The following is a 24,551-nucleotide window of genomic DNA, read 5'->3' on the forward strand; positions in this document are numbered from 1 at the left end:
CTCGGCTCTTTTTATTCTATTTCACAGATAAAATATGCTTATCGAACAACCTGCACGTTGGCTTCGTATCTTCTATCCACATGCCTTGTGGCGTATGGATAAGAATGATCACTCCGTCTATCTCACCTTTGATGACGGTCCAATACCCGAAGCTACGCCCTTTATCCTCGACACATTGGACCAGTTTGGAGCAAAGGCTATGTTCTTTATGGTGGCTGACAATGTGAGGAAACATCCCGAACTATATGAAGAAGTCATAAGACGTGGCCACAAAGTGGGCAACCATACCTATCACCACCTTGGCTCTTTCCGTCACTGGGCACTGACTTATGCTGTCGATGTGACGAAGGCTGACGCCCTACTCCATACCCCTTACTTCCGTCCGCCACATGGTTGGCTGCGCCATACAGTGTATTGGTGGACCAAACAGTACTACCGTGTCGTCATGTGGGACCTCGTTACGCGAGACTATTCGAACCTTCTGACGGCAAAGGATGTGGTGAACAACGTGAAGAAATACGCCCGAAACGGGTCTATTATCACCTTCCACGACTCTCTGAAGAGCATCGATAAACTGCGGACAGCCCTCCCCGAATCACTTCAATGGCTGAAAGATCAGGGCTATGAGTTCAAAGTTTTCCCTGATAACCCTGATGAAACAAGATGAAAAGATGATAGCGAGCAAGATAAAAGCCGAGGCACAACGTCTTGGCTTCTTTGCTTGTGGCATAGCGAAGGCGGCACCTGTGGAAGAAAATGTTGCTGAAGCTTATCGGAAATGGTTGGAAAACGGTGAGGAAGCATCCATGGCTTATATGACAAACTATCTTGAAAAACGACTGAATCCCGCTCTTCTCGTCCCCGGCGTACGCTCCATCGTCTCACTGGCAATGAACTATGCGCCTGCACAACAGCTGCCTGAAGGTGAATATCAGTTGGCTGCTTACGCCCTCGGGCAGGACTATCACGACCTGATGAAACAGCGATTACGCGAACTTGCCGTAAATATCGGAGCACCAATGGAGCTTTTTCAGAAAGGGAAGAAACCACAATCAGCCGACGAAAAAGAAGAAACAGGATGGGGAATCTTCTGCGATACGGCACCGGTTCTCGAACGTTACTGGGCTCAAAAGGCTGGTTTGGGATGGGTAGGACGCAACCATCAGCTCATAATACCGCATGCTGGCTCCATGTTTTTCCTCGGAGAAGTCTTCCTTCCCTTTGCTGTTGACGTCTATGATACGCCCATGCAGAGTCGTTGTGGCAGTTGTCACCGATGCATTGATGCGTGTCCTACACATGCCATCATCCCTGATGAGGACTTCCATGCCGACCGTTGCCTGTCTTATCAGCTCATTGAGAACCGTGGCGAACTGTCGGATGAGGCGAAAGCAGCCATGGGCAACACCATATATGGCTGTGACAGATGCCAGACGGCATGCCCTTGGAACCGTTTCGCAACGCCCAATACGGAGCCAGCCTTACAACCGAAACCGGAGCTCCTCAGCATGAGTAAGGAGGCATGGCACAATCTCTCCGTTGAGGATTATCGCCGTCTTTTCAAGGGATCAGCTGTCAAACGTGTGAAGTTTGACGGTCTGAAACGCAACATTGATGCTACCAATAATTAAGCCCAATGGGCATTCTGAAAGGAGAACAAGGGATGTCTGCCCCCGTAAGGTATAAACCATGGAAAACATTTCTTATACTGAAAAACATTCGATTTCCATACTTTCTATTCGAACCCAACCATCAAAGGTAAACCATAAGACGCACTTATGGCAAACGTGTTATATATATAATAAGGTGTAAAAGACTAAAAGCGGGACTTACATGGTGTTCAGCATTATGAAATAAAATAGTCTTACAAATTTCAGAACACCACAAAGCTGAAAACGAACGGAAAGGGTCTTTTTCTGACTTTGTAACCATTAGATTATCAAGTGGTTACAAACAGGCTTGTAAAAGGGCATCTTTTGCGTTGCAAAAGGGCATGTTTTACACCTCAAAAGGGCGTCTTTTACAATGCAAAAGGGCGTCTTTTACAATGCAAAAGAGCATGTCTTGAAAAGCAGATGTGAATTCTTTTTACATTAGTAAGCCCTTGGGGGTTCTGTACATGCTCATATCATCAGTTTCACATTATTATGAATTAAGCTTCTGAAAAGAGGAAAACGAAAAAAGGTGAGAGACAGTGCACGAGGCACTTCTCCCACCTTTACTGTTTGATTAACCGACGAAAGCTTAATAAGCGTGGTCGTCGTCTATGATTTCTTCACGTGTAATAGCCTTCTTATCGATAGCACGCCAAGCATAAATGATGTATCCAAGGACGAACGGAACAAGGAAGCTTACATAGAACATAGCCTTGAGTGTAAACTCACTTGAGCAACTGTTCTGAATCGTTAGTGAACTCTGTAGGTCGGCAGTTGACGGATAATAAGCCGTATTGTTCCATCCTGCGATGAGGAAAAGGACAAGCACAACCAGTACAACACCGATTCCTGCTGGCCATATACCACGTGTGTAAGCTGATGATGCAATGGTCTTGATGATGCCGAAAAGCAACAGAAGAACACCCACTAGGAGGACAACAGCCAGTGGCCACATGGCAATCAGGTTGTTCAGATACTTCATTGGTTCCATGAAAACAACGCCCGATGCATTGACAGTATAGCCTTCACCGATCAGTGTTACGATGAGGAAAGGCAGGAAAAAGACAAGGAACAACACCGTATTGATAAGTAACTGCTTACGAACTCGCCCACGAATAATGGCATCATCCACGTTATTGTTGATATAAAGTGTACCCAGAATACGAGCAAGGAATACCACTGCAATACCGAAAACGACTACCCATGGATTCAGAAGGACGTCAAGTCCACGTGAAGCATTCGCCCAATGAGAGATAACAGGCTGTAAAGAGTCGGTGATATTACCCTTCTCTACGATGAAATTCGAGCCCGTGAAGAATGTTGCAACAGCTCCACCCAAGAGCAACGGACCAAGAATTCCATTGATGATAAGGCATGTCTGGAACGTCCGTACACCAAAGATATTACCGGCTTTGTTCTGGAATTCATAGCTGATAGCCTGTATAATAAAGGTGAAAAGGATCAGTAACCAAACCCAATAAGCACCTCCAAAGCTGGTACTATAGAACAGTGGGAAGGATGCAAAGAATGCTCCACCGAAGGTAACAAGCGTGGTAAAGGTGAATTCCCACTTACGTCCCGTTGAATTTATTAGTATTCTGCGGTCCTCTTCGGTCTTTCCGAGTTGGAAAATCATGGAGTTTGCTCCTTGAACGAAGAGCAAGAACACCAGAATTGAGCCTAAAAGGGCGATGATAAACCACCAGTAGTGTTGTAAGAAATCGTATGTCATAGTTCTGGTCCTTTCTTAATTTGTTTGCACATGATACTTATCTCTGCTGTCAACATGCCAGTGAAGAGAACAAGGAAGAGGAAGAAGGTTAAGGCAATGCCACCACTTGACAGGTCGCTGACGGCAGCCCATGTAGGAAGCATGTCCTGAATGGTCCATGGTTGACGACCGAATTCAGCTACCAACCAACCACTTTCGCTGGCAATAAACGCCAATGGGATGAGTGCCAGACCAACGTATTGCAACCAACGTGGGCGTGTGATATCCTTCTTATATAGAATGAACAACATCACAGCAAACACCAGAATGAAGAGGCAACCTAGTCCAACCATCGTACGGAAAGCCCAGAAGTTGATTGGGATAAATGGTACTATCTGGTCGGCATTCTTGATATATCCATAACCAAAGTACTTCATGTCACGGTCAAGAATCTTGCGATTGGCTTCCTTATCCTTTCCTGCACGGAAGTCTTTGAGCGCCTGAATGGCATTACGTCCACGTTCCTGCTTCTCCTTTAGAGATGGTTCGCAGGTGCCATCGGTCTTCGTGTAACCCTTAATAATATCCCTTACACCTGGTACAAAGCCATGAGGATCATGCGTAGCAAGGACAGAAAGCATGTTAGGAACAGCTATTCGCATAGGAGGTTCAGCCTCAGTCATATAGTCAGGTTGCTTAAATGGATTGACAAAGGCAATACCTGTCAGGCTCTGATCAGTCCCTCCTTCATATAAAGCCTCCATAGCTGCCAGCTTCATAGGCTGGGTTTGTGCCACCATATATGCTGAATTATCACCCGTAAAGGCTGCAAGTAAGGATGCAACAAGACCAACAATAGAACCAATCTTAATACTTTGCTTTGCCAACTCCGTGTGACGCTTGCGCAAAAGGAACCAACAGCTGACGCCAACTGTGAACGCTGCACCCAGCACCCATGCTGAAGTAACCGTGTGAGTGAACTTATCAATGGCGAAAGGACTCAATGCTACATCGAGGAAAGACGTCATCTCATTGCGCATAGTGTCAGGATTGAAGGTGCAACCAATAGGATATTGCATCCAAGCATTAGCCACAAGAATCCACCAAGCAGACAGTGTTGCACCCAAACCGGTGAGCCATGTAGATGCCAAATGGAACCCTGGAGATACCTTTTTCCATCCAAAGAACATCACAGCAACGAAGGTTGACTCCATAAAGAACGCCAAGATACCTTCAATAGCAAGTGGTGCACCGAAGATATCACCCACAAACCAAGAGTAATTGCTCCAGTTTGTTCCGAATTCGAACTCCAGAATGATACCCGTTGCAACGCCCATTGCGAAGTTAATACCGAAGAGACGCTGCCAGAAACGGGCTGCTGAACGCCAGAACTCAGTACGAGTTTTGTAATAACAGGTCTCTACAATTCCCATAATGACAGCTAAACCAAGTGTCAAAGGGACAAAAAGCCAGTGATAGATGGCGGTCAATGCAAACTGCGCACGTGACCAGTCAACTGTTCCTGGGTCAATGGTTAAGAGTAGGTTTTCCATTGTTTTTTTGTTATTTGATAATGTTAAGAATTGATTTTTCCGCTTGTAGGTTGTTCGTTTTATCGTTTCATGATCTGCTGCTCAACGAAATCTCCTTCCTTACCAGGCTTTGAATTCTCCTTTAAGAAGTTAGGAAAGAAGAACACTTTAAGCACAAGAAACATGATTATCAGCTTGATAATAATCACAGTCCACAGTGTTTTACCTAAGGTCATATGCTTAAAACCATCGTAATAGAGGTCGAACACACGATAAAAGAAGCTTGTTTTCTTCACTATTTGTAATATATCTTGTTCTTGTATTAAATACAGATTGCGTTTGCAAAGATAAACATTATTTTCGAAAGTTGTTCTATATTTCCTTAAAAATAGATAGTTTCTTGTATTTTAAGGATTAAGAAATGTTTTTCTATTGTGGTATCATTTAAAAGATTTATATTTGCATTTATATTCTTAGAGGTTATAAAATAATGAGAAAACTTTTCTTTTTTGTGGTTTTCAGTAGCATCTCCTTCAGCTTACAAGCCCAAGGAGTTTTGTCTTTACAGCGCTGTAGAGAGTTGGCATTGGAGAACAATCGCCAGCTGAAAGTGTCCCGTATGACGGCTGAAGTAGCTGAAAATATACATAAATCAGCTAAAACTAAGTACCTTCCACGTGTAGATGGTTTGGCAGGATACCAACATTTCTCACGAGAAGTATCCATTTTGAACGACAAACAGAAGGGTGCTCTTGCCAATTTGGGCTCTAACACGGCAGGAAAACTGGGCAATCAGATTGGTCAGAACCTCACCTCTCTGGCACAACAGGGCATCATCAGTACGCAGACAGCCCAACAGTTGGGGCAGCTTTTGAGTAATATTGCAGCGCCATTGACGCAAGCCGGCAACAACATAGGGCAATCCATAAACGACGCTTTCCGCACTAATACGAAGAATGTGTACGCTGCAGGGATCGTCATCAGCCAACCTATATATATGGGTGGAGCCATACAAGCAGCCAATGACATGGCTACTATTGGTGAAGAAATGGCACAAAACAATCTCGCTTTGAAGCAACAACTGATCCTTTTTGGTGTTGATAACGCTTATTGGCTGGCTGTTTCGTTGAAGAGAAAGGAGTCTCTTGCCATTCAATATCGCGATTTAGCGAAGAAATTGGACGACGATGTGAAGAAGATGATACGTGAAGGAGTGGCTACAAGGGCTGATGGTTTGAAGGTGGATGTCGTTGTTAACACTGCAGATCTGCAGATTTCGCGCATACAAAGTGGTGTTTCATTGGCTAAGATGACGCTTTGTGAACTCTGTGGCATTGCCCTTGACGGTGATATTGAGCTTGCTGACGAGGGTACAGCAGACCTTTCGCCTACTCCATTACCTAATTATGAGGCTCATTCTACGGCTTATTCTTCAGATAGCACAGCCCAGAAAGAAGCCAGACCAGAGCTACGTCTACTGCAGAATGCGGTGGATTTAAGCGAACAGAACACTAAATTGGTGCGTGCTTTGTACTTACCCCATGTCCTCTTGACAGCTGGTTACTCTGTAATGAACCCCAATACCTTCAACGGTTTCCAAAATAAATTCAGCGATTTGTGGAACATTGGCATCACACTTCAGGTGCCTATATGGAACTGGGGAGAGAATAAATACAAGGTAAGGGCAGCAAAAACGGCTACAAGTATAGCTCAATTAGAGTTGGAAGATGCCCGAAAGAAGATTGATTTAGAACTGGAACAGAATCGACTTCGGCTCAAAGATGCCAATAAACAACTTGCCACAGCACATCAGAATATGGCTGCAGCAGACGAAAACCTACGTTGTGCAAACGTCGGTTTCAAGGAAGGTGTGATGACAGTAACGGAAGTTATGGCAGCACAAACAGCCTGGCAGACAGCTCGAACAGCGATTATTGATGCAGAAATTGCCGTAAAACTTGCACAGACTGGTGTTAGAAAGGCTATGGGAGAACTATAATAATAAAGGTAAAAGACAAAAAGATAAACTACAATATGTCAGCAAAATCACAACATAATAACATTCTACTCGCCGTATTGGGCTTTGTTTCGGTAGTCATTGCAGTAGCTGTTATTGGTTATTTCACGTTAGATCGTACGAAAGAAGTTATTGAAGGAGAGGTTGAAGTAAGCGAATATAGGGTGGCATGTAAGCTCCCCGGACGTGTAACCGACATCCGTGTGAAGGAAGGAGACTATGTTCATAAGGGTGATATCGTTGCTACTTTAGCCATTCCAGAGGCTTCCGCACAGGAGAAAGTGGCGCAGGCTGCTGCAGGAGCTACCGATGCTTTGAGTGCTTTAACAGCTGCTCCTACACGCCGAGAGACTGTAGAGAGTGCTTATCAAGTGTATCAACAGGCGGTTGCTGCCAATGATATTGCGGAGAAAACGTACGGTCGTATGCAACGACTCTTCGATGAAGGCGTCATGAGTGCACAGAAACGTGATGAGGCAAAGGCTGCTTTCGAGGCTACAAAGGCGGGCGTTCAGGTGGCGAAATCACAATGGGAACTGGCAAAGAGTGGCGTACGTGAGGAGGCAAAGGTTGCTGCAAAGAAGCAGGCACAGGCTGCTCATTCAGCTGTCGACGTGGTGCGTTCGGTACTGAAAGAGACTGTTCAGCGTGCCACAGCAGATGGAGAAGTGGAGACAATCTACCCCAAAGTGGGCGAATTAGTAGGCTTAGGCAGTCCTATAATGAGTATTTCCATGGTGGATGACATGTGGGGAACCTTCAATGTTCGTGAGGATCAGCTTAAGAATATGAAGGTGGGAACGGTGCTGAAGGCGTATGTTCCTGCCCTTGACAAGGATATTGAACTGCGCGTTTCTTCGTTGAAGAATCAGGGTTCGTATGCCGTATGGAAGGCTACAAAGACCAACGGACAATATGATCTCAAGACTTTCCAGGTGAAAGCACGCCCTGTGAAGAAGGTGGATGGGCTGAAACCGGGTATGTCTTTGATAATAAAATAAATGGGAAAGAGGAGAGCTTTCAGTCTGAAGTCTGCTTTTACGTCCTTTGGGGAGAGCCTGAAAAGGATAGTATCTATCGCTTCCCGTGAGGTAGGGTTAATGGTTCATAACCCTATCTACATCTGTTGTATGGTAGTATTCCCCATCATTACCATCTTCTTTTTCACTTCTTTGATGAGCGAAGGACAGCCGGAGAAGCTGCCTTGTGGCGTGGTTGACAATGACAACACGTCTACTACACGTGCACTTATCCAACGGTTGGATGCCTTTCAAAGCACCCGTGTTGTGGCACATTATAATAATGTGAGTGAGGCAAGACAAGCTATTCAGCGTGGAGAGATCTATGGATTCCTGTATATCCCTGACCATATGACGGCTGATCTGATTGCTCAGCGACAGCCGAAGGTATCGTTTTATTATAGTAATGTGACCCTTGTTGCTGGCGGAATGGTCTTCAAGGACCTCAAAACCATAACAACACTGGTGTCAGCGAGCGTTGGTTCGGCGAAATTGCAGATGTTAGGAAAGACAAACAGGGAGATAAGGAACTTCATTCAGCCAATAGCGATAGACTTACACATGATAGGTAACCCATGGATGAGCTATAATGTGTATCTCAGTAGTATCATGATTCCGGGCGTTCTCGTACTTTTCATGTTGCTTATTACGGTCTATTCCATCGGAACAGAGCTGAAATTCGGACGTGCAAGGGAGTGGATACAGATGGCAGACTATAACATCTTTGTTGCTCTGACGGGCAAATTACTCCCACAGACGCTTATCTTCCTGAGTATTTTCTTAGGTTTTGAATGGTACATATACGGTTATCTGAACTTCCCACACCCTGGTGGACTGCCGATGATACTGCTGATAGCCGTGCTGACAGTGCTGTCCTCACAAGGCTTTGGTGCCTTTGCATTCGGTCTGATGCCGTCATTGAGAATGTCAATGAGTGTGTGTTCACTGTGGGCAGTGGTGGGTTTCTCTGCCTGTGGTGCCACCTTCCCACTCTTTGCAATGGACGGAATGATTCAGGCTTTGGCTGAGATTATCCCTCTACGTCATTACTATATGATCTATCAGATATGTGTTTTCAATGGTTATCCACTGATCGACGCATGGCAGAATGTCATCATTCTCGTTGGCTTTGCATGTCTGCCTATCCTCACAATGAGGAACCTTAAGCGAGCAATGCTTGAATATGTGTATATTCCATAGGGGCAATAATTATGACAAACAACAAGAATAAAACAATCCCAATAATGGATAAAGCAGCGGCATCTGTGAAGAAATCTGTTTCGGGATTGTATGATTTTCTCTCTTCTTTCTGCTATATCTGGTGGCTGGAGATGAAGAGTACGGTGAAGGATGAGGGCGTATTGATCTTCTTCCTACTGGTTCCGTTGGCTTATCCGTTGCTTTATTCGTGGATATATAACAATGAAGTGGTGCGCGATGTGCCTGTTGCCATCGTCGATCTCTCCCACTCTGCTGCATCACGTGAGTTCATTCGTAGCTTTGATGCGTCTCCGGATGTGCGTGCAGCCTACTATTGTAACAACCTTCAGGAGGCAAAGGACCTCGTAGGACACCAGGCTGTGAAGGGCGTTTTGTACTTTCCTGAGAACTTCGACAGGGCACTGGGACGTGGAGAACAGGCGCATGTGGGTGTTTATTGTGACATGAGTCTGATGCTAACATACAAGGCTATCTATCAAACTGCACAGACTGTAGCACTCGAATTGAACTCTGAAAGACTGAAACACAAAAGCTTTTCGTTCACAGAACGGGATGAGGAGATAAACACTGAGCCGTTGGCTGTGGACGCGAAAGCTATCTTTAATACGACGGGAGGCTATGGTAACGCTATTCTTCCTGGGGTTTTAATCCTCATTTTGCAGCAGACACTACTATTGGGAATCGGTCTTTCGGCGGGTACGGCACGTGAAAACAACCGCTTTCAGGACCTTGTTCCTATCGGGAAGCACTATAACGGCATCCTGAGAATAGTACTCGGAAAGTCGTTTTGCTACTTTATGATCTACTGTGTGATGGCAGCTTACGTGACGATGGCTGTGCCTTATTTCTTCGGATTCACGATGCTTGCACATGCTTCCGACCTCTTCTGGCTGCTACTGCCTTATCTTCTTGCGGTGATTTTCTTTGGTATGACGGTCTCTTGCCTTGTCCGTTACCGTGAGAACGTGATGCTATTGGTGGTCTTTACATCCGTCCCACTGCTCTTTCTCACGGGTGCTTCGTGGCCACAAAGCAACATTCCGGGCTATTGGCAAGGCTTCAGTTGGCTGATTCCTTCAACCTTTGGCGTGCGTGGTTACCTGCGCATTGCATCAATGGGGGGCACCTTGGACGACATATTACCTGAGGTTCGGACACTTTGGATACAAGCTGTCATCTACTTCACCACGACTTGTTTCGTTTATCGTTTCCAGATAATCAATGCGCGAAAGCACGCTATTGCGCACTATGAGATGATTCAGAACAAGATAAAAAAGGCACGTGAGGAGAAAGTACAAAAGGAGAACAAGGGATGATATCTGCCTTCGTGAAAAGTGAAGGAACAACTGTTTTTGTAAAATAAACTACTCATTGAATTTCAGAAGGGCATCTTTTGCGTTGTAAAAGATGCCCTTTTGCATGGTAAAAGGTGCCCTTTTGATGTGTAAAAGACGCCCTTTTGCAACGCAAAAGATGCCCTTTTACTTTGCTTTTTGTAAGCTGTTGAATATCTGATGGTTACAGAGTTGAAAATAATCAGTTTTCGTGTAATAACTAAAGTGTGATGGTTTAAATTCTGTAAGGTTATTTCATGTGACGTATTACAGCCCTTTTGGTGCATTCGTTGCTATATCTCCGAGTAAGCAATGGTGCATGTTTTGCAGATAGAAAAAGAAAAAAGGAGCCTTGTTATAGGGCTCCTTTTAGCTTTAATATGTAACTTTGCAGACAGAAAAATAATTGGAAAGAGAATGGAAACAGCAGATTTACAAATTTCGAATGAAGAGAAATTCAGAGATGATTTAGTCACCTATCTGCAAGGTAAAGACCTTGTTGACAGTATGTTACCCGATGCTCCGGACATTGAAGAGAAGTGGACGGGCATCGCTGAAGCCTATCTGCCAGATGGCACAAAGGAGTTTGCTGCCTACCCTACTGTCTCCCTTGGCTGGATGATGTATGTGGGTATGGCTGTGGCAAAATACTGGGATGAAGACTGGTCTATATATAATAAGGTGGAAAATCTATATACTTATCTTCGTGATCGGATTGATTATGACCACATGGATGACTACATCTGTGAGAAGGTTCTGTTGCTTTCAGCCGACGAACGCAAGTCATTGACTGCCATCGTTGGGGAATGTGCCGCCCGCACGAACAGTCTTCTGCGTCATCTTCCCATAGAAGCTGGAAGCAAAGAGGCGTTCATGGCTTATGTTGCTGCGCTTCATCAGCTCTATCTGATGGGTGCAGCCATGCAACTGAAGCGCATGGGATATCACATGACGAAGCTTTAAGCGTTCTTTTCTTTCTGTACTTTTGCCCAACGAAAGGGCTGGCATCGTATTGAGAAAGAATGTCTTTTGGCAGTTGATGTATAGGTCGGACGACTTATAAAACAATAATAAAACGGCAGTTTAAAGCCAGACATAAAGAAAGGACAAATGCCCTCGTCCATCCGTAACAGAATCTGTCCATCGGATAAACGAAGGCATTTGCCCTTTTTAATTGGTAACTATCGGTGCCTCAGAAGCACCCATCTGTTCCTTAGAAGTATTCCTCCTGTATGCCGTTTACGTTGATAGTATCAGCCGTTTGACACGGATTGAACTTGGCAGGAATAGCAAATTTCTTGTTCGGATTATAGCCTAATCGAGGGTCAGCAAAGACCTTTTGCATGTAGTAAGCCCATACTGGCAGGGCTGTAGTAGCACCTTGTCCCATGCTGGTGTTGTCGAAATGGATGTCACGATCCTCACCTCCGACCCAGCAACCACTGACCAATTCAGGCGTAATACCCAAGAACCAACCATCGGAATTGTTGTTAGTTGTACCCGTTTTTCCACCTATATCGCCCGTAAGATGGTATGCATAACGCAGTCTGCTGGCTGTTCCTCCCTCAATAACAGCACGTAACATATCAATCATTTGATAAGAGCTTATCTCGGAAATAACCTCCGTCATAAGTGGTTGGAACTTAGCAATGACATTCCCATGACTGTCTTCTATCTTCGTAACGAAGAGCGGTGAGCATCGAATACCACCGTTTGCAAATGTCGTATAGGCACTTGTCATCTCGCCAACTGATACCTCACACGGTCCAAGACTTAGCACAGGACTTGTGTTTTTATCAATGTCTGGGTTGTTCAAGCCAAAGTCATGCAGGATATTCACAAACTGTGTAGGACCTAAAAGGTTGATAAGATAAGCCGATATCCAGTTGTTTGATTGCTGAAGACCCCATCTCAATGGTACTTCCTGCCCATATCTGGCATGTGAACCATTACGTGGTGTCCATCCACCGTACGTCCTTTGAACATTAGGAGCAAGTGTACAAGGAGTCATACCATTCTGCATTGCCAGCGCATAGAGGAACGGTTTGATCGTAGAACCCACCTGTCGGCGTCCTCCCATGACCACATCATACTTGAAATGTTGGTAGTCTATATCGCCAACGTACGCCTTTACGGCTCCAGTATGTGGATCCATGCTCATGAAAGCAGCCCTTAAGAATGACTTATAGTACCGAATTGAATCGATAGGGGTCATCACTGTGTCAATATCTCCATGATAAGTGAAGATCGTCATCTCATGTGGAGTGCGGAAACTACGCTTGATTTCCTCTGGAGTAGCACCCTGTTCCTTCATCCGACGGTATCTTAGACTCTGTCGACAGGCACGGTTGAGAATCTGTTTGATAGCCCTGTGAGAGATATTTGATGAGAAAGGAGCATCCTTTTTATAGCGCATTGCCTGGTTGAACTGCGCCTGTAGATAGCCACCTACGTGCTTTCTGACCGCTTCCTCTGCGTATTGTTGCATGCGAGTGTCGATAGTTGTATAGATACGAAGTCCATCTGTATTCACATTATAAGGCTCTCCATTACGCTTCATGTTCTTATTACACCATCCATAAAGTGGATCTTGCTCCCACGCAATGGAGTCTAATACGAACTGACGAGCCTGCCATGCTTGGTAATTGTCGCGCTCTGGCTTCTTTTCCATCATGTATTGACGCAAGAAAGCTTGGAAATAATCAGCCGAACCATTGATGGGTTTGGCTTTAGTAAAGTGTACTCCGAGTGGTCTTTGGGATAGTTCTGCATACTCAGCCTTGGTTACATAGCCTGATTTTACCATCTGCATGAGCACCACATTACGGCGTTGCAGGCAGCGTTCTGGGTGTCTGAGCGGGTTGAACATAGATGGATTCTTGCATAAACCGACCAATAATGCCGCTTCAGTAACGGTCAATTTGCGTGGTTCCTTATTGAAATAGACGTTCGCAGCACGCTTAATACCCACCGCATTGTGAAGGAAATCGAAGTAATTGAAATACATTGCAAGAATCTCTTCCTTGGTAAAGTGGCGTTCAAGTTTGACTGCTATGATCCATTCTATAGGCTTTTGCAGTAAACGTTCCAGTGTACTGTGCGCCTTTTCAGAGAACAATTGCTTTGCCAACTGCTGTGTAATGGTTGATCCACCACCAGCACTAGCCTGTCTCATGACGCCCCTCTTGATGATAGCACGTCCTAAAGCGATGAAGTCAATGCCTGAATGTTCATAGAATCTCTCATCCTCTGTGGCAACAAGTGCGTGTACAAGATGTGGTGACAAGCCGTTATAGTCAATGGCAACGCGGTTATTATTATCCTGATTCCACGTACCGATGAGTTGTTGATCAGAAGAGTATACCTGCGAAGCGAACTTATCTATAGGGTTAGAAAGCTCATCCATGTCAGGCATATAACCAACCCATCCATTCCAAACGGATATGAAGAATACAAAGATAAAGCCGAGAACGGCTATCAGAGATCCCCAAAGGAAATGTACAAAGTGTCTTCTCATAAACTTATGAAAAATATTATGCAAAGATAACGTAAATGAATGGATAAGCAAAATAAATAAAACTTTTTTTGTTGTATACGTATTTTTCACATTTGTCGATTGATGTTTAAGGAAATAAATACCTACCTTTACACGCAGAAAAGGAACAAATCATCACAAAAAAGAGATGGGAAAACATAACTTTGTGAACATTCAGGGACTTGACCGTGAGCAGTTACTTTACTTAATAGAGATGGCTAAGGAGTTCGAAGCACATCCTAATCGTGAACTTCTCAAAGGGAAAGTAGTGGCAACGCTCTTCTATGAGCCATCAACACGTACACGTCTGAGTTTTGAGACGGCTGCCAACAGACTTGGTGCACGTGTCATTGGCTTTACAGATGCAAAGGTTTCGAGCGTCAGTAAAGGTGAAACACTGAAGGATACGATCCTCATGGTGTCCAATTATGCGGATGCTATTGTCATGCGGCATTATATAGAAGGGGCTGCACAATACGCATCTGAGGTGGCTCCAGTGCCTATCATCAATGCTGGAGACGGGGCACATCAGCACCCATCACAGTGTCTGCTCGATCTCTATACCATCTATCAGACACAGGGAACATTGGAGAATCTGAACATATACCTTGTGGGTGACCTTAAGTATGGTAGGACTGTTCACTCGTTGATCATGGCAATGCGCCACTTCAACCCAACGTTTCACTTTATTGCTCCTAAGGAACTTGCTATGCCAGAGGAGTATAAACTCTATTGTCATCAGCATGGTATACGCTTCGAAGAGCATGAGGATTTCACGCCAGAGGTGATTGCTCACGCCGATATTCTGTATATGACACGTGTGCAAAAAGAGCGTTTCTCCGATCTTATGGAGTACGAACGTGTGAAGAACGTTTATATTCTCCGTCGTGATATGCTCTCTTTGGCGCGTCCGAACATGAAGATTCTGCACCCATTGCCACGTGTGAATGAGATTGCATACGATGTGGATGACAGTTCACATGCCTACTATATTCAGCAGGCACGCAATGGACTTTTCGCCCGTGAAGCCATCTTCTGCCACTGTCTGGGTATATCTTTGGAAGAAATTAAAGCTGATAAAACCATCATATAACAAATTAGATTATATTATGACTAAGTGGAAATATCTTGTCTTTACAGTCTTTATGTTATGCTTAACAGTACTTATTTCTGGTTGCCATAAGTCTGATTTAGTCGGAGATTGGGAACCTATGAGATGGCAATCTGACCTTTCTGGTGATCTACATAAGCTTTCTGTCCCTACTTCGGGAGGTACTTATACGTTGAGATGTACTAACTATACAAAACTTAGATTTGCCAGTATGACACACGATAATAGTACTGTTGGTATTGGGGAAGATGCTGAAATCTTTGTTTATCACATTACGACAAAGTGGAGTGATGTGGCACTTGAGAATAATATTCTCACCATAGAAGTATCTCCTAATACTACAGGTAGAGTCCGCAGACTTGTTGTTAGAGTGTCTGCAGGTGATGCTTTTGACCAGATAGTTGTCACTCAATCAAAATAAATATACTATGTCTAAGAAAGAACGATTGGTTGCCGCCATTGAGAACGGCACCGTAATAGACCATATACCATCTGAGAAGACCTTCCAGGTGGTCAACCTTTTACAGCTCCAGAAGCTCTCCACACCCGTTACTATCGGCTATAACTTCTCATCGAAGATGGTAGGTACAAAGGGAATCATAAAGGTCAGCGATAAATTCTTCACTGATGCGGAGATCTCCCGTCTGTCGGTCGTGGCACCGAACGTGGTACTCAACATCATTAAAGACTATGAAGTGGTAGAGAAGAAGAAGGTAGTGACACCGGATGAGCTTCGGAGCATTGTCAAATGTAACAACCCTAAGTGCATTACCAACAACGAACCGATGAGTACTATCTTCAATGTCGTTGACAAAGAGCACGGTATCATCAAGTGCCACTACTGTGATAAAGAACAGGATATAGACAAGGTTGAACTGGTTTAAAGGACTGTTGGTTGCCCACACTCGCCCACTCTGTCACGTGGAAAACGATGGTAAGGGATGGGGAGGAGAATTACTTATGTAAAGTAAATTCACATAGTACAACGCAATACATGCCCTTTTGCATTCTAAAAGACGCCCTTTTGCACTTCAAAAGATGCCCTTTTACCATGCAAAAGGGCATCTTTTACATCGTAAAAGGGCACCTTTTGCGAGCCTCTTTGTAACCTTCTGAATACGTGATGGTTGCAAAGTCGAAAATGAAAGGTTTTCCTTGATTTTGCAATGAATATCCGATAAAAATATGTAAAGTCCTTTCATGTATCCCCATCCCTTATCCATTCGTACGCATCAGGTTCTGTTTTGAAGAATGATAGCATCCGTTTCTCCAGGAACAGAGAGGTTATCAGAATGATATTTCCCTATAATAAGAGGTGGATATCATTTTTTTTTCGTACATTTGCAGTCATAGTGGAGAGTATTAAACTTGTACTCTTACCAACCAGTTAGGATTCATAATGGATAATAAAGAAGCGACATTAGAGTTAGGAACGAAGCCTGTAGGCAAGTTATTGGCACAATATGCAATGCCAGCTATGATAGCTATGACAGCCGCTTCGCTCTATAACATCATTGACCGTGTCTTCATTGGGCAGGTGGTTGGTCCTTTGGCAATATCCGGACTGGCGATAACTTTTCCCTTCATCAACCTTGGTGCAGCCTTCGGAGCAGCCGTTGGCATTGGTGCATCAACGGCAATCAGTGTGAAACTCGGGCAACGTGACTATGCAACAGCACAGAATATCCTTGGCAATACGGTGACATTGAACCTCATTGTCGGTATCTCTTTCTCCATTGTATGCCTCCTTTTCCTTGATCCCATCCTACGTTTCTTCGGTGCAAGTGACGCCACTATCCCCTATGCACGTAGCTTCATGGAAGTGATATTGGCTGGAAACGTCATCTCCCACATGTACTTTGGTATGAATGCTCTGCTGCGTGCAGCATCCAAACCACGGCAGGCAATGATGGCAACCATCTTCACTGTCTTCATGAACATTGTCCTGGACGTCATCTTTATATGGTGGTGGCATTGGGGAATACGCGGTGCAGCCTTTGCAACAGTTATCTCTCAGGCACTGGCTTTGTGCTGGCAGATGAAGCAGTTTGCCGATCAGAAAGCCTTACTTCACCTGAAACGGGGTATCTATCGACTGAAGAAGCATCTGGTAGAAAACATCATTTCAATCGGTATATCCCCCTTCCTGATGAATACCTGCGCATGTATCGTGGTCATCTTCATCAACAATCAGCTCGTCCGATACGGTGGTGACCTTGCAGTAGGAGCCTACGGCATAGCCAATAGCATAGCGATGATCTTCATAATGTTCATCATTGGATTGAATCAAGGTATGCAACCGATAGCCGGTTATAACTATGGTGCCCAGCAAACCGACCGTCTTATGCGTGTGTTGAAGTACGCTATCATTGCCGCAACATGTATTATGGTTACGGCATGGTTGATAGCTCACCTTGCACCTTACTATTGTGCACGTATGTTTACGACAAGTCCTGAACTGATAGAGCAGGCTATTAAAGCCTTAAAGATAAACATGATGATGTATCCAGTCATAGGTTATCAGATGGTAGTAACGAACTTCTTCCAGTGTATTGGTAAAGTGAAAATCAGTATTTTCCTCTCCCTCTCCCGTCAGTTGTTGTTCCTTATTCCTCTGCTTCTCATCCTTCCGCAGTTTTTCGGACTGAATGGAGTATGGGCATCTCTGCCTGTGAGTGACATAACAGCAGCCATTACGGCAGCTATCATCATGACGATTTACATGCGACGCATACGTCGTCAGAACGTAAAAGAAGTGAAACAATAAATGATAATCTAAAGATATGGATAAGAAACTGATAATAAATATTGGCCGACAGATAGGTAGTGGCGGTCGTATTATAGCAAAGATGCTTGCCGAAGAGTTCGACTGTCAGTTCTTCGATCGTGAGATTTTGAACCTTGCAGCCAAGGAAAGTGGATTCTCGGAGAAGTTCTTTGAGCAGAACGATGAGCAGAAAGGCTTCCTGAAAAGCCACTTCCATATTCATCTTCCGATGCTGGCTGACAACAATTTCTACAAGAGTAACTTCTCTCAGGAGAGCCTTTATCAGTTCCAAAGTGATGCTATCCGCGAGGTAGCAGAGAAGTATTCACGCTGCGTTTTCGTGGGTCGGACGGCTGATTACATCCTTCGTGACAACCCCAATACGGTCAATGTCTTCATCACGGCATCGCTTAAGACACGCATTGCCAACGTATGTGAACGCCGTGGATGTACGGAGGAAGAAGCACGAAAGATCATTGAAAACGGTGAGAGTGAGCGTGCCAAATATTACAATTACTACACAGCCAAGACGTGGGGATACGCTGAAAGCTATGATCTTTGTATCGATGCAAGCATCTTAGGACTGGAAAAAACCAAGGACTTGATAGCAGATTTCATAAGAAAAAGGTGAAACACATCGGTATAATATCAGATACTCACGGCTATTGGGACGATAAATACGAGTATTATCTTGGCGAATGTGACGAGATATGGCACGCTGGTGACATTGGTTCCATGGAGGTTGCAGACCGCTTTGAAGCCATGAAACCCATCTTCAGGGCTGTGTATGGTAACATTGACGACTATGATATGCGTGCTCGTTATCGTGAGATACTTCGCTTCAAGTGCGAGGATGTCGACGTACTTCTTAAGCATATCGGAGGTTATCCTGGGCGTTATGACCGCTCAGTGCAGAGCATGCTCTACGCATCTCCGCCTAATCTCTTCGTAGACGGGCATTCACACATCCTTAAAATACAGTTTGACAAGACGCTGAACCTTCTCCATATCAACCCAGGAGCAGCCGGAATGAAAGGCTGGCACAAGGAACGTACATTGGTAAGGTTGACCATTGATGGTAATAAATTCACTGATTGTGAAGTTATAACATTAGGAGATAAGACGTCACGTATATAATATAATAATGTATAAAGCCTGATTATTATTAACAGAAAACAAATTAATAGATATCGATATGAAAACTTACTTAGTAACAGGTGCCGCCGGTTTCATTGGCGCTAACTACATCAAGTATCTGCTTCACAGGAAGTATGAGAACGAGGACATCAAGGTTATCATCCTCGATGCATTGACTTATGCAGGTAATCTCGGGACAATTAAGGACGACATTGACGACAAACGCTGCTTCTTTGTGAAGGGTGACATCCGTGATCGTGAGCTTATTGACCGTCTCTTTGCTGAGAATGACATTGATTATCTTGTTAATTTCGCAGCAGAAAGCCATGTTGACCGTTCTATTGAGGACCCACAGCTCTTCCTTTCAGTGAACATCTTGGGTACACAGAACCTCATGGACGCAGCACGTCGGGCATGGGTGACAGGCAAAGATGCCCAGGGTTACCCTACATGGAAGGCTGGTAAACGTTATCATCAGGTATCAACAGATGAGGTATATGGCTCACTTGGTGCTGAAGGATACTTCACTGAGAAGACTCCACTGTGCCCACATAGCCCCTACTCTGCCAGCAAAACAAGTGCTGATCACTTCGTAATGGCTTATCGGGACACCTATCATATGCCTGTAAGTATCACCCGTTGTTCTAACAACTATGGACCTTATCACTTCCCAGAGAAGCTCATTCCGTTGATAATCAACAATATTCTTGAAGGTAAGAAGCTTCCAGTCTATGGCGAAGGACTGAATGTTCGTGACTGGCTTTACGTCGAAGATCACTGTAAAGCCATTGATATGGTGGTACGAGAGGGGCGTGAAGGCGAAGTATATAACGTTGGTGGACACAACGAAATGAAGAACCTCGACATCGTAAAGCTCACCATCAAGACTATTCATGACATGATGGAAGCTGACAAGAGTCTGCGTTCTATCCTCAAAAAGCAGGTGAAAGAGGCCAATGGAGACATCGATATCAGCTGGATTAACAATGATCTCATCACTCATGTGCCTGATCGTCTGGGGCACGATGCCCGCTATGCCATCGATCCTACAAAGATAAAGGATGAGTTGGGATGGTATCCTGAGACCAAATTTGCTGATGGTATCGTTAAAACTATCCGTTGGAACCTCGACAATCAGGACTGGATTCAGGAGGTAACATCGGGCGATTACCAGAAGTATTACGATATGATGTACACCAAAAAAGGAAGATAAGACATGTAAACATAGGGACAAGCTCATGCAGCTTGTCCACCTTTTTATGATAAAACCTTCTCTCACATGAAGAAAATCCTACTATTAGGCTCAGGAGAACTGGGTAAAGAGTTTGCTATTGCAGCCAAACGTGCAGGGCAATATGTCATTGCTTGCGATAGCTATGACAATGCTCCGGCTATGCAAGTGGCTGATGAATCGGAAGTAATAGACATGCTTGACGGTACAGCACTTGATGCTGTGGTGAGTTTTCACAGCCCAGATCTCATCATTCCAGAGATAGAAGCGATACGGACAGAGCGTCTTTTGGAGTATGAAAGACAAGGTATTCAGGTCGCACCATCGGCTCGTGCCGTCAATTTCACTATGAATCGGCGGGCAATACGTGACCTTGCAGCACGCGAACTGGGACTACGTACTGCCAAATACTTCTATGCTAAGACTTACGAAGAGTTCCGTTCAGCCGCTGATGATATTGGTTTCCCATGTGTTGTGAAGCCTTTGATGAGCTCAAGTGGGCACGGTCAGAGCTACGTTCACAATGATGAAGAGCTTGAAGAGGCGTATCGTAATGCCATGGAGGGCGCTCGCGGAGATGTGAGAGAGGTCATAATAGAGGAGTTTATAGACTTTGATAGCGAGTTTACGTTGCTAACTGTCACGCAGAAAGACGGTCCAACACTCTTCTGTCCACCTATTGGTCATATCCAGAAGGGTGGTGATTACCGTGAGAGTTGGCAGCCTTACGCTATCTCTGAGGATGCTTTACGACAGGCAGAGCACATTGCTGATGAGGTAACACGGGCTCTTACAGGGTATGGTATATGGGGAGTTGAGTTCTTCCTGACCAAGAAAGGTGAGGTAATCTTCTCTGAATTATCTCCAAGACCACATGATACGGGTATGGTAACATTGGCACATACAACGAATTTCAATGAGTTCGAACTGCATTTTCGGGCTGTTATGGGACTGCCAATCCCTGCCATTCACCTTGAACATGCTGGTTGTTCAGCTGTTATCTTGTCACCATTTGAGTCGGGAAAGCCACTGTCTTACAACTTAGAAGATGCCTGCAAGGAGGACCGTACACGCCTTCGCATCTTTGGAAAGCCCGTTGCTCATGTTGGCAGACGTATGGGTGTAGCCCTTTGTTATGGGGAAGTTGGGACCGATATGGATGCTTTACGTGACAAGACAAAGCGTGTTGCAGCCACCGTTTTGGGTACTGATCCCTACATGAAGAAGTAATATTTGAAGGCATTTCGTCGTTATATAACAAAGAAAAGCAGTACTTCCATAGTTCATCAGATGATAAACTGATAGGAAAAAGCAGTACTTGCATAGGTCTTTAGTTGATAAAATGATGGAGAAAAGCAATACTTCTTTAGGACAGATAATATCACTTCCGAAGGTTGTTGACCCACGTGGCAACCTCACAGTAGCGGAGAATATGAAGGAAATACCCTTCCATATCTCTCGTGTTTATTGGACTTATGATGTCCCATCTGGCTCCTTTCGCGGTGGACATGCCCATAAACACTGTCGTGAAGTTATTGTTGCTGTCAGTGGATCGTTCACCATTACGCTCGACAATGGACGTGAAAAGAAGTCTTATACACTCAACCGACCCTACCAAGGACTGCTTGTTGACACTGATATATGGCGCACACTTGATGATTTTTCATCAGGTTCTGTGTGCCTTGTGTTGGCAGAAGACCTCTTTGATGAGGATGATTACATCCGTAATTACAAAGATTTTATTGACTATTTAAAGCAGAAATAGCTATGAAACAGCGCTATTATTCTAAAGTAGATGCTTGGCTTTTCATCGCTTTAGCAGCTCCTTTCATCGCCTTGGTATTGTTTTTTATCGTTCCAGAAGACCCATTTAATGACGTATGGGAGCTCATTATACCCACTATTATTGTTGCTTTCTGCTACTTGATAATCTTCCTTTGCCTTCCATGTTACTATGAAATTGATGGCAAATACTTAAGAATACGAAGTGGAATCATCGTAAAACGCGATCTGCTTATCCCTGAAATTCGCGAAGTTAAGGACTCTCATGACCCGATTACTGCCCCTGCTATGTCTTTAAAGCGTATCTGTATAACAACGAAAGGCGGTTCTGAAGCACTCATATCACCAAAGAATAAAGAAGAGTTTATTGCTTCTTTACTCCGTATCAACCCTAATATTAAATGTTCAAAGTAAGACAATACACGAGAGAGGACGAACTTGAATGGAATAACTTCGTAGAGAATTCGAAGCAAGGAACGTTCCTTTTCAATCGTTCTTACATGGATTATCATGCTGATAGGTTCCATGATTGCTCGTTGATGGTCTATAGGAAGGACCGACTCTATGCCCTTTTGCCTGCCAATAGGGTTGATACTACGCTTTATTCACACCAAGGACTGACCTACGGAGGACTCATTACGAATGCAGAAGCTACTGCTGTGGGGGTGTGTGAAGCCTTTCTTGAAATCAATAAATACCTCTATGGCATAGGAATACAGCATGTTTTGTATAAGTGTATGCCCTGGATTTATCATAGGATACCGGCTGAAGAGGATTTATATGCACTCTTTCATGTATGCAAGGCACGTCTTATACACCGTTATATAGCATCTACTATCGACCAGACAAACCCCATTAAATGGCGAAAAGACCGGCAACATGGGGTTAAGAGTGCATTAAAAGAAGGGTTGATCATTGAGCGTAAGAGCAAGGATCTGGACTTGTTTTGGGATATTCTCACGAACAACTTACAGGCAACTTACCATGCCAAACCTGTCCATACACTTGAGGAAATGACATTATTAACCCATCATTTCCCTGATAATATACCCCTATACATGGCTCGACAAGGTGATAAATACCTTGCAGGAGTACTCCTCTACGTCACATCTAACGTTGTTCACACGCAGTATATATCAGCAACAACAGAAGGAAAGGAACTCCATGCCGTTGATGCTATCTGTCATCAGATCATCAAAGAAGACTATAAAGATGTGCACTTCTTCGACTTTGGTACTTCAAATGAGGATTCTGGAGACTATCTCAATGCTGGTCTTATCCAGCAAAAGGAGGGCTTTGGCGCACGAGCTGTATGTTATGACCAATATGAATGGGACATAACAGAAGATATTCTAACCCCTTATTCCCTACCGACAATACGAAAACAAGATGATTGATTACCTCTCTTTAAAGCGCATAACAGACTTACATGCTGCTGAGATAACGGCAGCTGTCAACCGAGTTGTGGGTTCAGGATGGTATCTGCAAGGACAGGAGACGCAGCAGTTTGAGACAGAATACGCCCAATACATAGGTACTAAGCACTGCATAACATGTGGGAACGGACTCGATGCATTGTCTCTTATCCTTCGTGCTTACATGGAATTGGGATGCTTAAAGGAAGGAGATGAGGTCATTGTACCCGCCAATACGTATATAGCAACCATCCTTTCCATCACCGAAAATCGGTTGGTACCAGTCCTTGTAGAGCCAGATATCAACACATTAGAGCTTGACGAACGACTCATAGAACAAGCTATTACATCGAAAACACGTGCTATTATGCTCGTACATCTCTATGGAAGATGTGCCTATACACCCCTGATTACCGAACTTTGTCAGCATCATAAGCTCCTGCTTCTTGAAGATAATGCACAGGCACATGGTTGTTATTATAAGGAGAAACGCACTGGAAGTCTTGGCAATGCAGCTGCCCACAGCTTCTATCCGGGTAAGAATCTCGGTGCATTGGGTGATGCTGGAGCAGTCACAACAGATGATGAAACGCTGGCAAAGACCATAAGAAGTCTTGCAAACTATGGTTCTTCCCGAAAATATGAGTTTACTTTCAAAGGCAGAAACAGTAGGATGGATGAGATACAAGCGGCTGTCCTGCGTGTCAAACTACCCTATTTAGATGAAGAAAACCGCCGAAGAAAAGAGATAGCAAGGCTCTATCAATCGGCTATCCATCATCCCAAGATAACGATAACGGCTGATAACGACCGTGATAACGTCTATCATATCTTTCCCATACTATGTCCTGAACGGGAGGAAATGCAGCTTTATCTGAGAGAAAAGGGTGTTGGAACGATGATCCACTACCCCATTCCGCCCCATCAACAACAGGCTTATCACGAATGGAACAACAGACATTATCCCCTTACGGAGCGTATCCACAGAGAAGAACTGTCACTCCCTTGCAATCCAACGATGACGGATGACGACTGCAAATACATTATAGAACAAATCAATCATTACCCATCAAACTTTTAACCC

23 protein-coding genes are annotated in these 24,551 nt (G+C 44.3%); 19 read left to right on the plus strand and 4 right to left on the minus strand.

What is annotated here, in order from left to right; genetic code table 11:
* Positions 1-34: 34 nt before the first annotated feature.
* Entirely contained in the window at positions 35-667 is a 633-nt protein-coding gene (locus tag ACZ48L_RS09205) for a polysaccharide deacetylase family protein (protein WP_008823053.1), read from the plus strand.
* Complete coding sequence (gene queG, locus ACZ48L_RS09210) at positions 654-1,631, plus strand: tRNA epoxyqueuosine(34) reductase QueG (protein ID WP_390891660.1); 978 nt, start codon at positions 654-656, stop codon at positions 1,629-1,631. The genes ACZ48L_RS09205 and queG overlap by 14 nt, the downstream gene beginning before the upstream one ends.
* 613 nt (positions 1,632-2,244) lie before the next feature.
* Here queG and ACZ48L_RS09215 read toward each other — a convergent pair.
* From ACZ48L_RS09215 to ACZ48L_RS09225, 3 genes are read right to left on the minus strand one after another with little or no spacing between them, the layout of a single operon-like run.
* On the minus strand, positions 2,245-3,387 hold the full coding sequence (locus ACZ48L_RS09215) for a cytochrome d ubiquinol oxidase subunit II (protein ID WP_025790816.1): 1,143 nt from the start codon (positions 3,385-3,387) through the stop codon (positions 2,245-2,247).
* Positions 3,384-4,919 carry a cytochrome ubiquinol oxidase subunit I gene (locus ACZ48L_RS09220; protein WP_025790815.1) on the minus strand — a complete coding sequence of 512 codons (1,536 nt, stop codon included), beginning with the start codon at positions 4,917-4,919 and terminating at the stop codon, positions 3,384-3,386. The genes ACZ48L_RS09215 and ACZ48L_RS09220 overlap by 4 nt, the downstream gene beginning before the upstream one ends.
* Positions 4,920-4,978: 59 nt before the next feature.
* A complete protein-coding gene (locus ACZ48L_RS09225) occupies positions 4,979-5,194 on the minus strand; it encodes a DUF4492 domain-containing protein (RefSeq protein ID WP_008823049.1) in 216 nt (71 codons plus the stop codon).
* Between the two features lie 194 nt (positions 5,195-5,388).
* Between ACZ48L_RS09225 and ACZ48L_RS09230 the strand changes: the two genes are divergently transcribed.
* The 5 genes from ACZ48L_RS09230 (at position 5,389) to ACZ48L_RS09250 (ending at position 11,452) form a co-directional block, all read left to right on the plus strand.
* Positions 5,389-6,897, plus strand: a complete 1,509-nt coding sequence (locus ACZ48L_RS09230; protein WP_025790813.1) for a TolC family protein — start codon at positions 5,389-5,391, stop codon at positions 6,895-6,897.
* Positions 6,898-6,932: 35 nt separating this feature from the next.
* Positions 6,933-7,916: an HlyD family secretion protein gene (locus ACZ48L_RS09235; RefSeq protein WP_025790811.1), complete on the plus strand. Its 984-nt coding sequence runs from the start codon at positions 6,933-6,935 to the stop codon at positions 7,914-7,916.
* Entirely contained in the window at positions 7,917-9,134 is a 1,218-nt protein-coding gene (locus tag ACZ48L_RS09240) for an ABC transporter permease (RefSeq protein ID WP_044113771.1), read from the plus strand.
* Between the two features lie 11 nt (positions 9,135-9,145).
* A complete protein-coding gene (locus ACZ48L_RS09245) occupies positions 9,146-10,471 on the plus strand; it encodes an ABC transporter permease (RefSeq protein ID WP_025790809.1) in 1,326 nt (441 codons plus the stop codon).
* A gap of 435 nt (positions 10,472-10,906) precedes the next feature.
* Positions 10,907-11,452: a hypothetical protein gene (locus ACZ48L_RS09250; protein ID WP_025790807.1), complete on the plus strand. Its 546-nt coding sequence runs from the start codon at positions 10,907-10,909 to the stop codon at positions 11,450-11,452.
* A 250-nt stretch (positions 11,453-11,702) separates the two neighbouring features.
* Here ACZ48L_RS09250 and ACZ48L_RS09255 read toward each other — a convergent pair whose 3' ends face one another.
* A complete protein-coding gene (locus ACZ48L_RS09255) occupies positions 11,703-14,006 on the minus strand; it encodes a transglycosylase domain-containing protein (protein WP_025790805.1) in 2,304 nt (767 codons plus the stop codon).
* A 166-nt stretch (positions 14,007-14,172) separates the two neighbouring features.
* Here ACZ48L_RS09255 and pyrB point away from each other — a divergent pair, with 166 nt between their 5' ends.
* The 12 genes from pyrB (at position 14,173) to ACZ48L_RS09315 (ending at position 24,548) form a co-directional block, all read left to right on the plus strand.
* The gene (gene pyrB, locus ACZ48L_RS09260; protein WP_036870850.1) at positions 14,173-15,117 is read left to right on the plus strand and encodes an aspartate carbamoyltransferase; all 945 of its coding nucleotides are present in this window, start codon (positions 14,173-14,175) and stop codon (positions 15,115-15,117) included.
* A 16-nt stretch (positions 15,118-15,133) separates the two neighbouring features.
* Positions 15,134-15,556: a hypothetical protein gene (locus tag ACZ48L_RS09265; protein ID WP_052341924.1), complete on the plus strand. Its 423-nt coding sequence runs from the start codon at positions 15,134-15,136 to the stop codon at positions 15,554-15,556.
* A gap of 7 nt (positions 15,557-15,563) precedes the next feature.
* A complete protein-coding gene (locus ACZ48L_RS09270; RefSeq protein ID WP_008823116.1) occupies positions 15,564-16,019 on the plus strand; it encodes an aspartate carbamoyltransferase regulatory subunit in 456 nt (151 codons plus the stop codon).
* A 515-nt stretch (positions 16,020-16,534) separates the two neighbouring features.
* A complete protein-coding gene (locus ACZ48L_RS09275; protein ID WP_025790802.1) occupies positions 16,535-17,902 on the plus strand; it encodes an MATE family efflux transporter in 1,368 nt (455 codons plus the stop codon).
* Positions 17,903-17,918: 16 nt separating this feature from the next.
* Complete coding sequence (locus ACZ48L_RS09280) at positions 17,919-18,533, plus strand: cytidylate kinase-like family protein (RefSeq protein ID WP_025790800.1); 615 nt, start codon at positions 17,919-17,921, stop codon at positions 18,531-18,533.
* On the plus strand, positions 18,530-19,039 hold the full coding sequence (locus tag ACZ48L_RS09285) for a metallophosphoesterase family protein (RefSeq protein ID WP_008823119.1): 510 nt from the start codon (positions 18,530-18,532) through the stop codon (positions 19,037-19,039). The genes ACZ48L_RS09280 and ACZ48L_RS09285 overlap by 4 nt, the downstream gene beginning before the upstream one ends.
* A 58-nt stretch (positions 19,040-19,097) precedes the next feature.
* Positions 19,098-20,252 carry a dTDP-glucose 4,6-dehydratase gene (gene rfbB, locus ACZ48L_RS09290; protein WP_025790797.1) on the plus strand — a complete coding sequence of 385 codons (1,155 nt, stop codon included), beginning with the start codon at positions 19,098-19,100 and terminating at the stop codon, positions 20,250-20,252.
* Between the two features lie 66 nt (positions 20,253-20,318).
* Complete coding sequence (purT, locus tag ACZ48L_RS09295) at positions 20,319-21,500, plus strand: formate-dependent phosphoribosylglycinamide formyltransferase (RefSeq protein ID WP_025790796.1); 1,182 nt, start codon at positions 20,319-20,321, stop codon at positions 21,498-21,500.
* Positions 21,501-21,615: 115 nt separating this feature from the next.
* Positions 21,616-22,035, plus strand: coding sequence for a sugar 3,4-ketoisomerase (locus ACZ48L_RS09300; protein WP_008823122.1), 420 nt, complete (start codon positions 21,616-21,618; stop codon positions 22,033-22,035).
* 2 nt (positions 22,036-22,037) lie between these two features.
* Positions 22,038-22,466: a PH domain-containing protein gene (locus ACZ48L_RS09305; protein WP_025790795.1), complete on the plus strand. Its 429-nt coding sequence runs from the start codon at positions 22,038-22,040 to the stop codon at positions 22,464-22,466.
* On the plus strand, positions 22,454-23,449 hold the full coding sequence (locus ACZ48L_RS09310; protein ID WP_219444945.1) for a GNAT family N-acetyltransferase: 996 nt from the start codon (positions 22,454-22,456) through the stop codon (positions 23,447-23,449). The genes ACZ48L_RS09305 and ACZ48L_RS09310 overlap by 13 nt, the downstream gene beginning before the upstream one ends.
* A complete protein-coding gene (locus ACZ48L_RS09315; protein WP_025790793.1) occupies positions 23,442-24,548 on the plus strand; it encodes a DegT/DnrJ/EryC1/StrS family aminotransferase in 1,107 nt (368 codons plus the stop codon). Before ACZ48L_RS09310 ends, ACZ48L_RS09315 begins: the two co-directional genes overlap by 8 nt.
* Positions 24,549-24,551: the final 3 nt, after the last annotated feature.

It is taken from the genome of Prevotella histicola (genome assembly GCF_055385135.1).

Excerpts from the sequence above, each read along its gene's own strand:
- queG (WP_390891660.1), top strand. The coding sequence starts at position 654 with ATGAAACAAGATGAAAAGATGATAGCGAGCAAGATAAAAGCCGAGGCA.
- ACZ48L_RS09240 (WP_044113771.1), top strand. The coding sequence starts at position 7,917 with ATGGGAAAGAGGAGAGCTTTCAGTCTGAAGTCTGCTTTTACGTCCTTT.
- ACZ48L_RS09315 (WP_025790793.1), top strand. The coding sequence starts at position 23,442 with ATGATTGATTACCTCTCTTTAAAGCGCATAACAGACTTACATGCTGCT.
- rfbB (WP_025790797.1), top strand. The coding sequence starts at position 19,098 with ATGAAAACTTACTTAGTAACAGGTGCCGCCGGTTTCATTGGCGCTAAC.
- ACZ48L_RS09230 (WP_025790813.1), top strand. The coding sequence starts at position 5,389 with ATGAGAAAACTTTTCTTTTTTGTGGTTTTCAGTAGCATCTCCTTCAGC.
- ACZ48L_RS09305 (WP_025790795.1), top strand. The coding sequence starts at position 22,038 with ATGAAACAGCGCTATTATTCTAAAGTAGATGCTTGGCTTTTCATCGCT.
- ACZ48L_RS09245 (WP_025790809.1), top strand. The coding sequence starts at position 9,146 with ATGACAAACAACAAGAATAAAACAATCCCAATAATGGATAAAGCAGCG.
- ACZ48L_RS09250 (WP_025790807.1), top strand. The coding sequence starts at position 10,907 with ATGGAAACAGCAGATTTACAAATTTCGAATGAAGAGAAATTCAGAGAT.
- ACZ48L_RS09310 (WP_219444945.1), top strand. The coding sequence starts at position 22,454 with ATGTTCAAAGTAAGACAATACACGAGAGAGGACGAACTTGAATGGAAT.
- ACZ48L_RS09270 (WP_008823116.1), top strand. The coding sequence starts at position 15,564 with ATGTCTAAGAAAGAACGATTGGTTGCCGCCATTGAGAACGGCACCGTA.
- ACZ48L_RS09215 (WP_025790816.1), bottom strand. The coding sequence starts at position 3,387 with ATGACATACGATTTCTTACAACACTACTGGTGGTTTATCATCGCCCTT.
- ACZ48L_RS09235 (WP_025790811.1), top strand. The coding sequence starts at position 6,933 with ATGTCAGCAAAATCACAACATAATAACATTCTACTCGCCGTATTGGGC.
- ACZ48L_RS09255 (WP_025790805.1), bottom strand. The coding sequence starts at position 14,006 with ATGAGAAGACACTTTGTACATTTCCTTTGGGGATCTCTGATAGCCGTT.
- ACZ48L_RS09220 (WP_025790815.1), bottom strand. The coding sequence starts at position 4,919 with ATGGAAAACCTACTCTTAACCATTGACCCAGGAACAGTTGACTGGTCA.
- pyrB (WP_036870850.1), top strand. The coding sequence starts at position 14,173 with ATGGGAAAACATAACTTTGTGAACATTCAGGGACTTGACCGTGAGCAG.
- ACZ48L_RS09265 (WP_052341924.1), top strand. The coding sequence starts at position 15,134 with ATGACTAAGTGGAAATATCTTGTCTTTACAGTCTTTATGTTATGCTTA.
- ACZ48L_RS09275 (WP_025790802.1), top strand. The coding sequence starts at position 16,535 with ATGGATAATAAAGAAGCGACATTAGAGTTAGGAACGAAGCCTGTAGGC.
- ACZ48L_RS09280 (WP_025790800.1), top strand. The coding sequence starts at position 17,919 with ATGGATAAGAAACTGATAATAAATATTGGCCGACAGATAGGTAGTGGC.
- ACZ48L_RS09205 (WP_008823053.1), top strand. The coding sequence starts at position 35 with ATGCTTATCGAACAACCTGCACGTTGGCTTCGTATCTTCTATCCACAT.
- ACZ48L_RS09300 (WP_008823122.1), top strand. The coding sequence starts at position 21,616 with ATGGAGAAAAGCAATACTTCTTTAGGACAGATAATATCACTTCCGAAG.
- purT (WP_025790796.1), top strand. The coding sequence starts at position 20,319 with ATGAAGAAAATCCTACTATTAGGCTCAGGAGAACTGGGTAAAGAGTTT.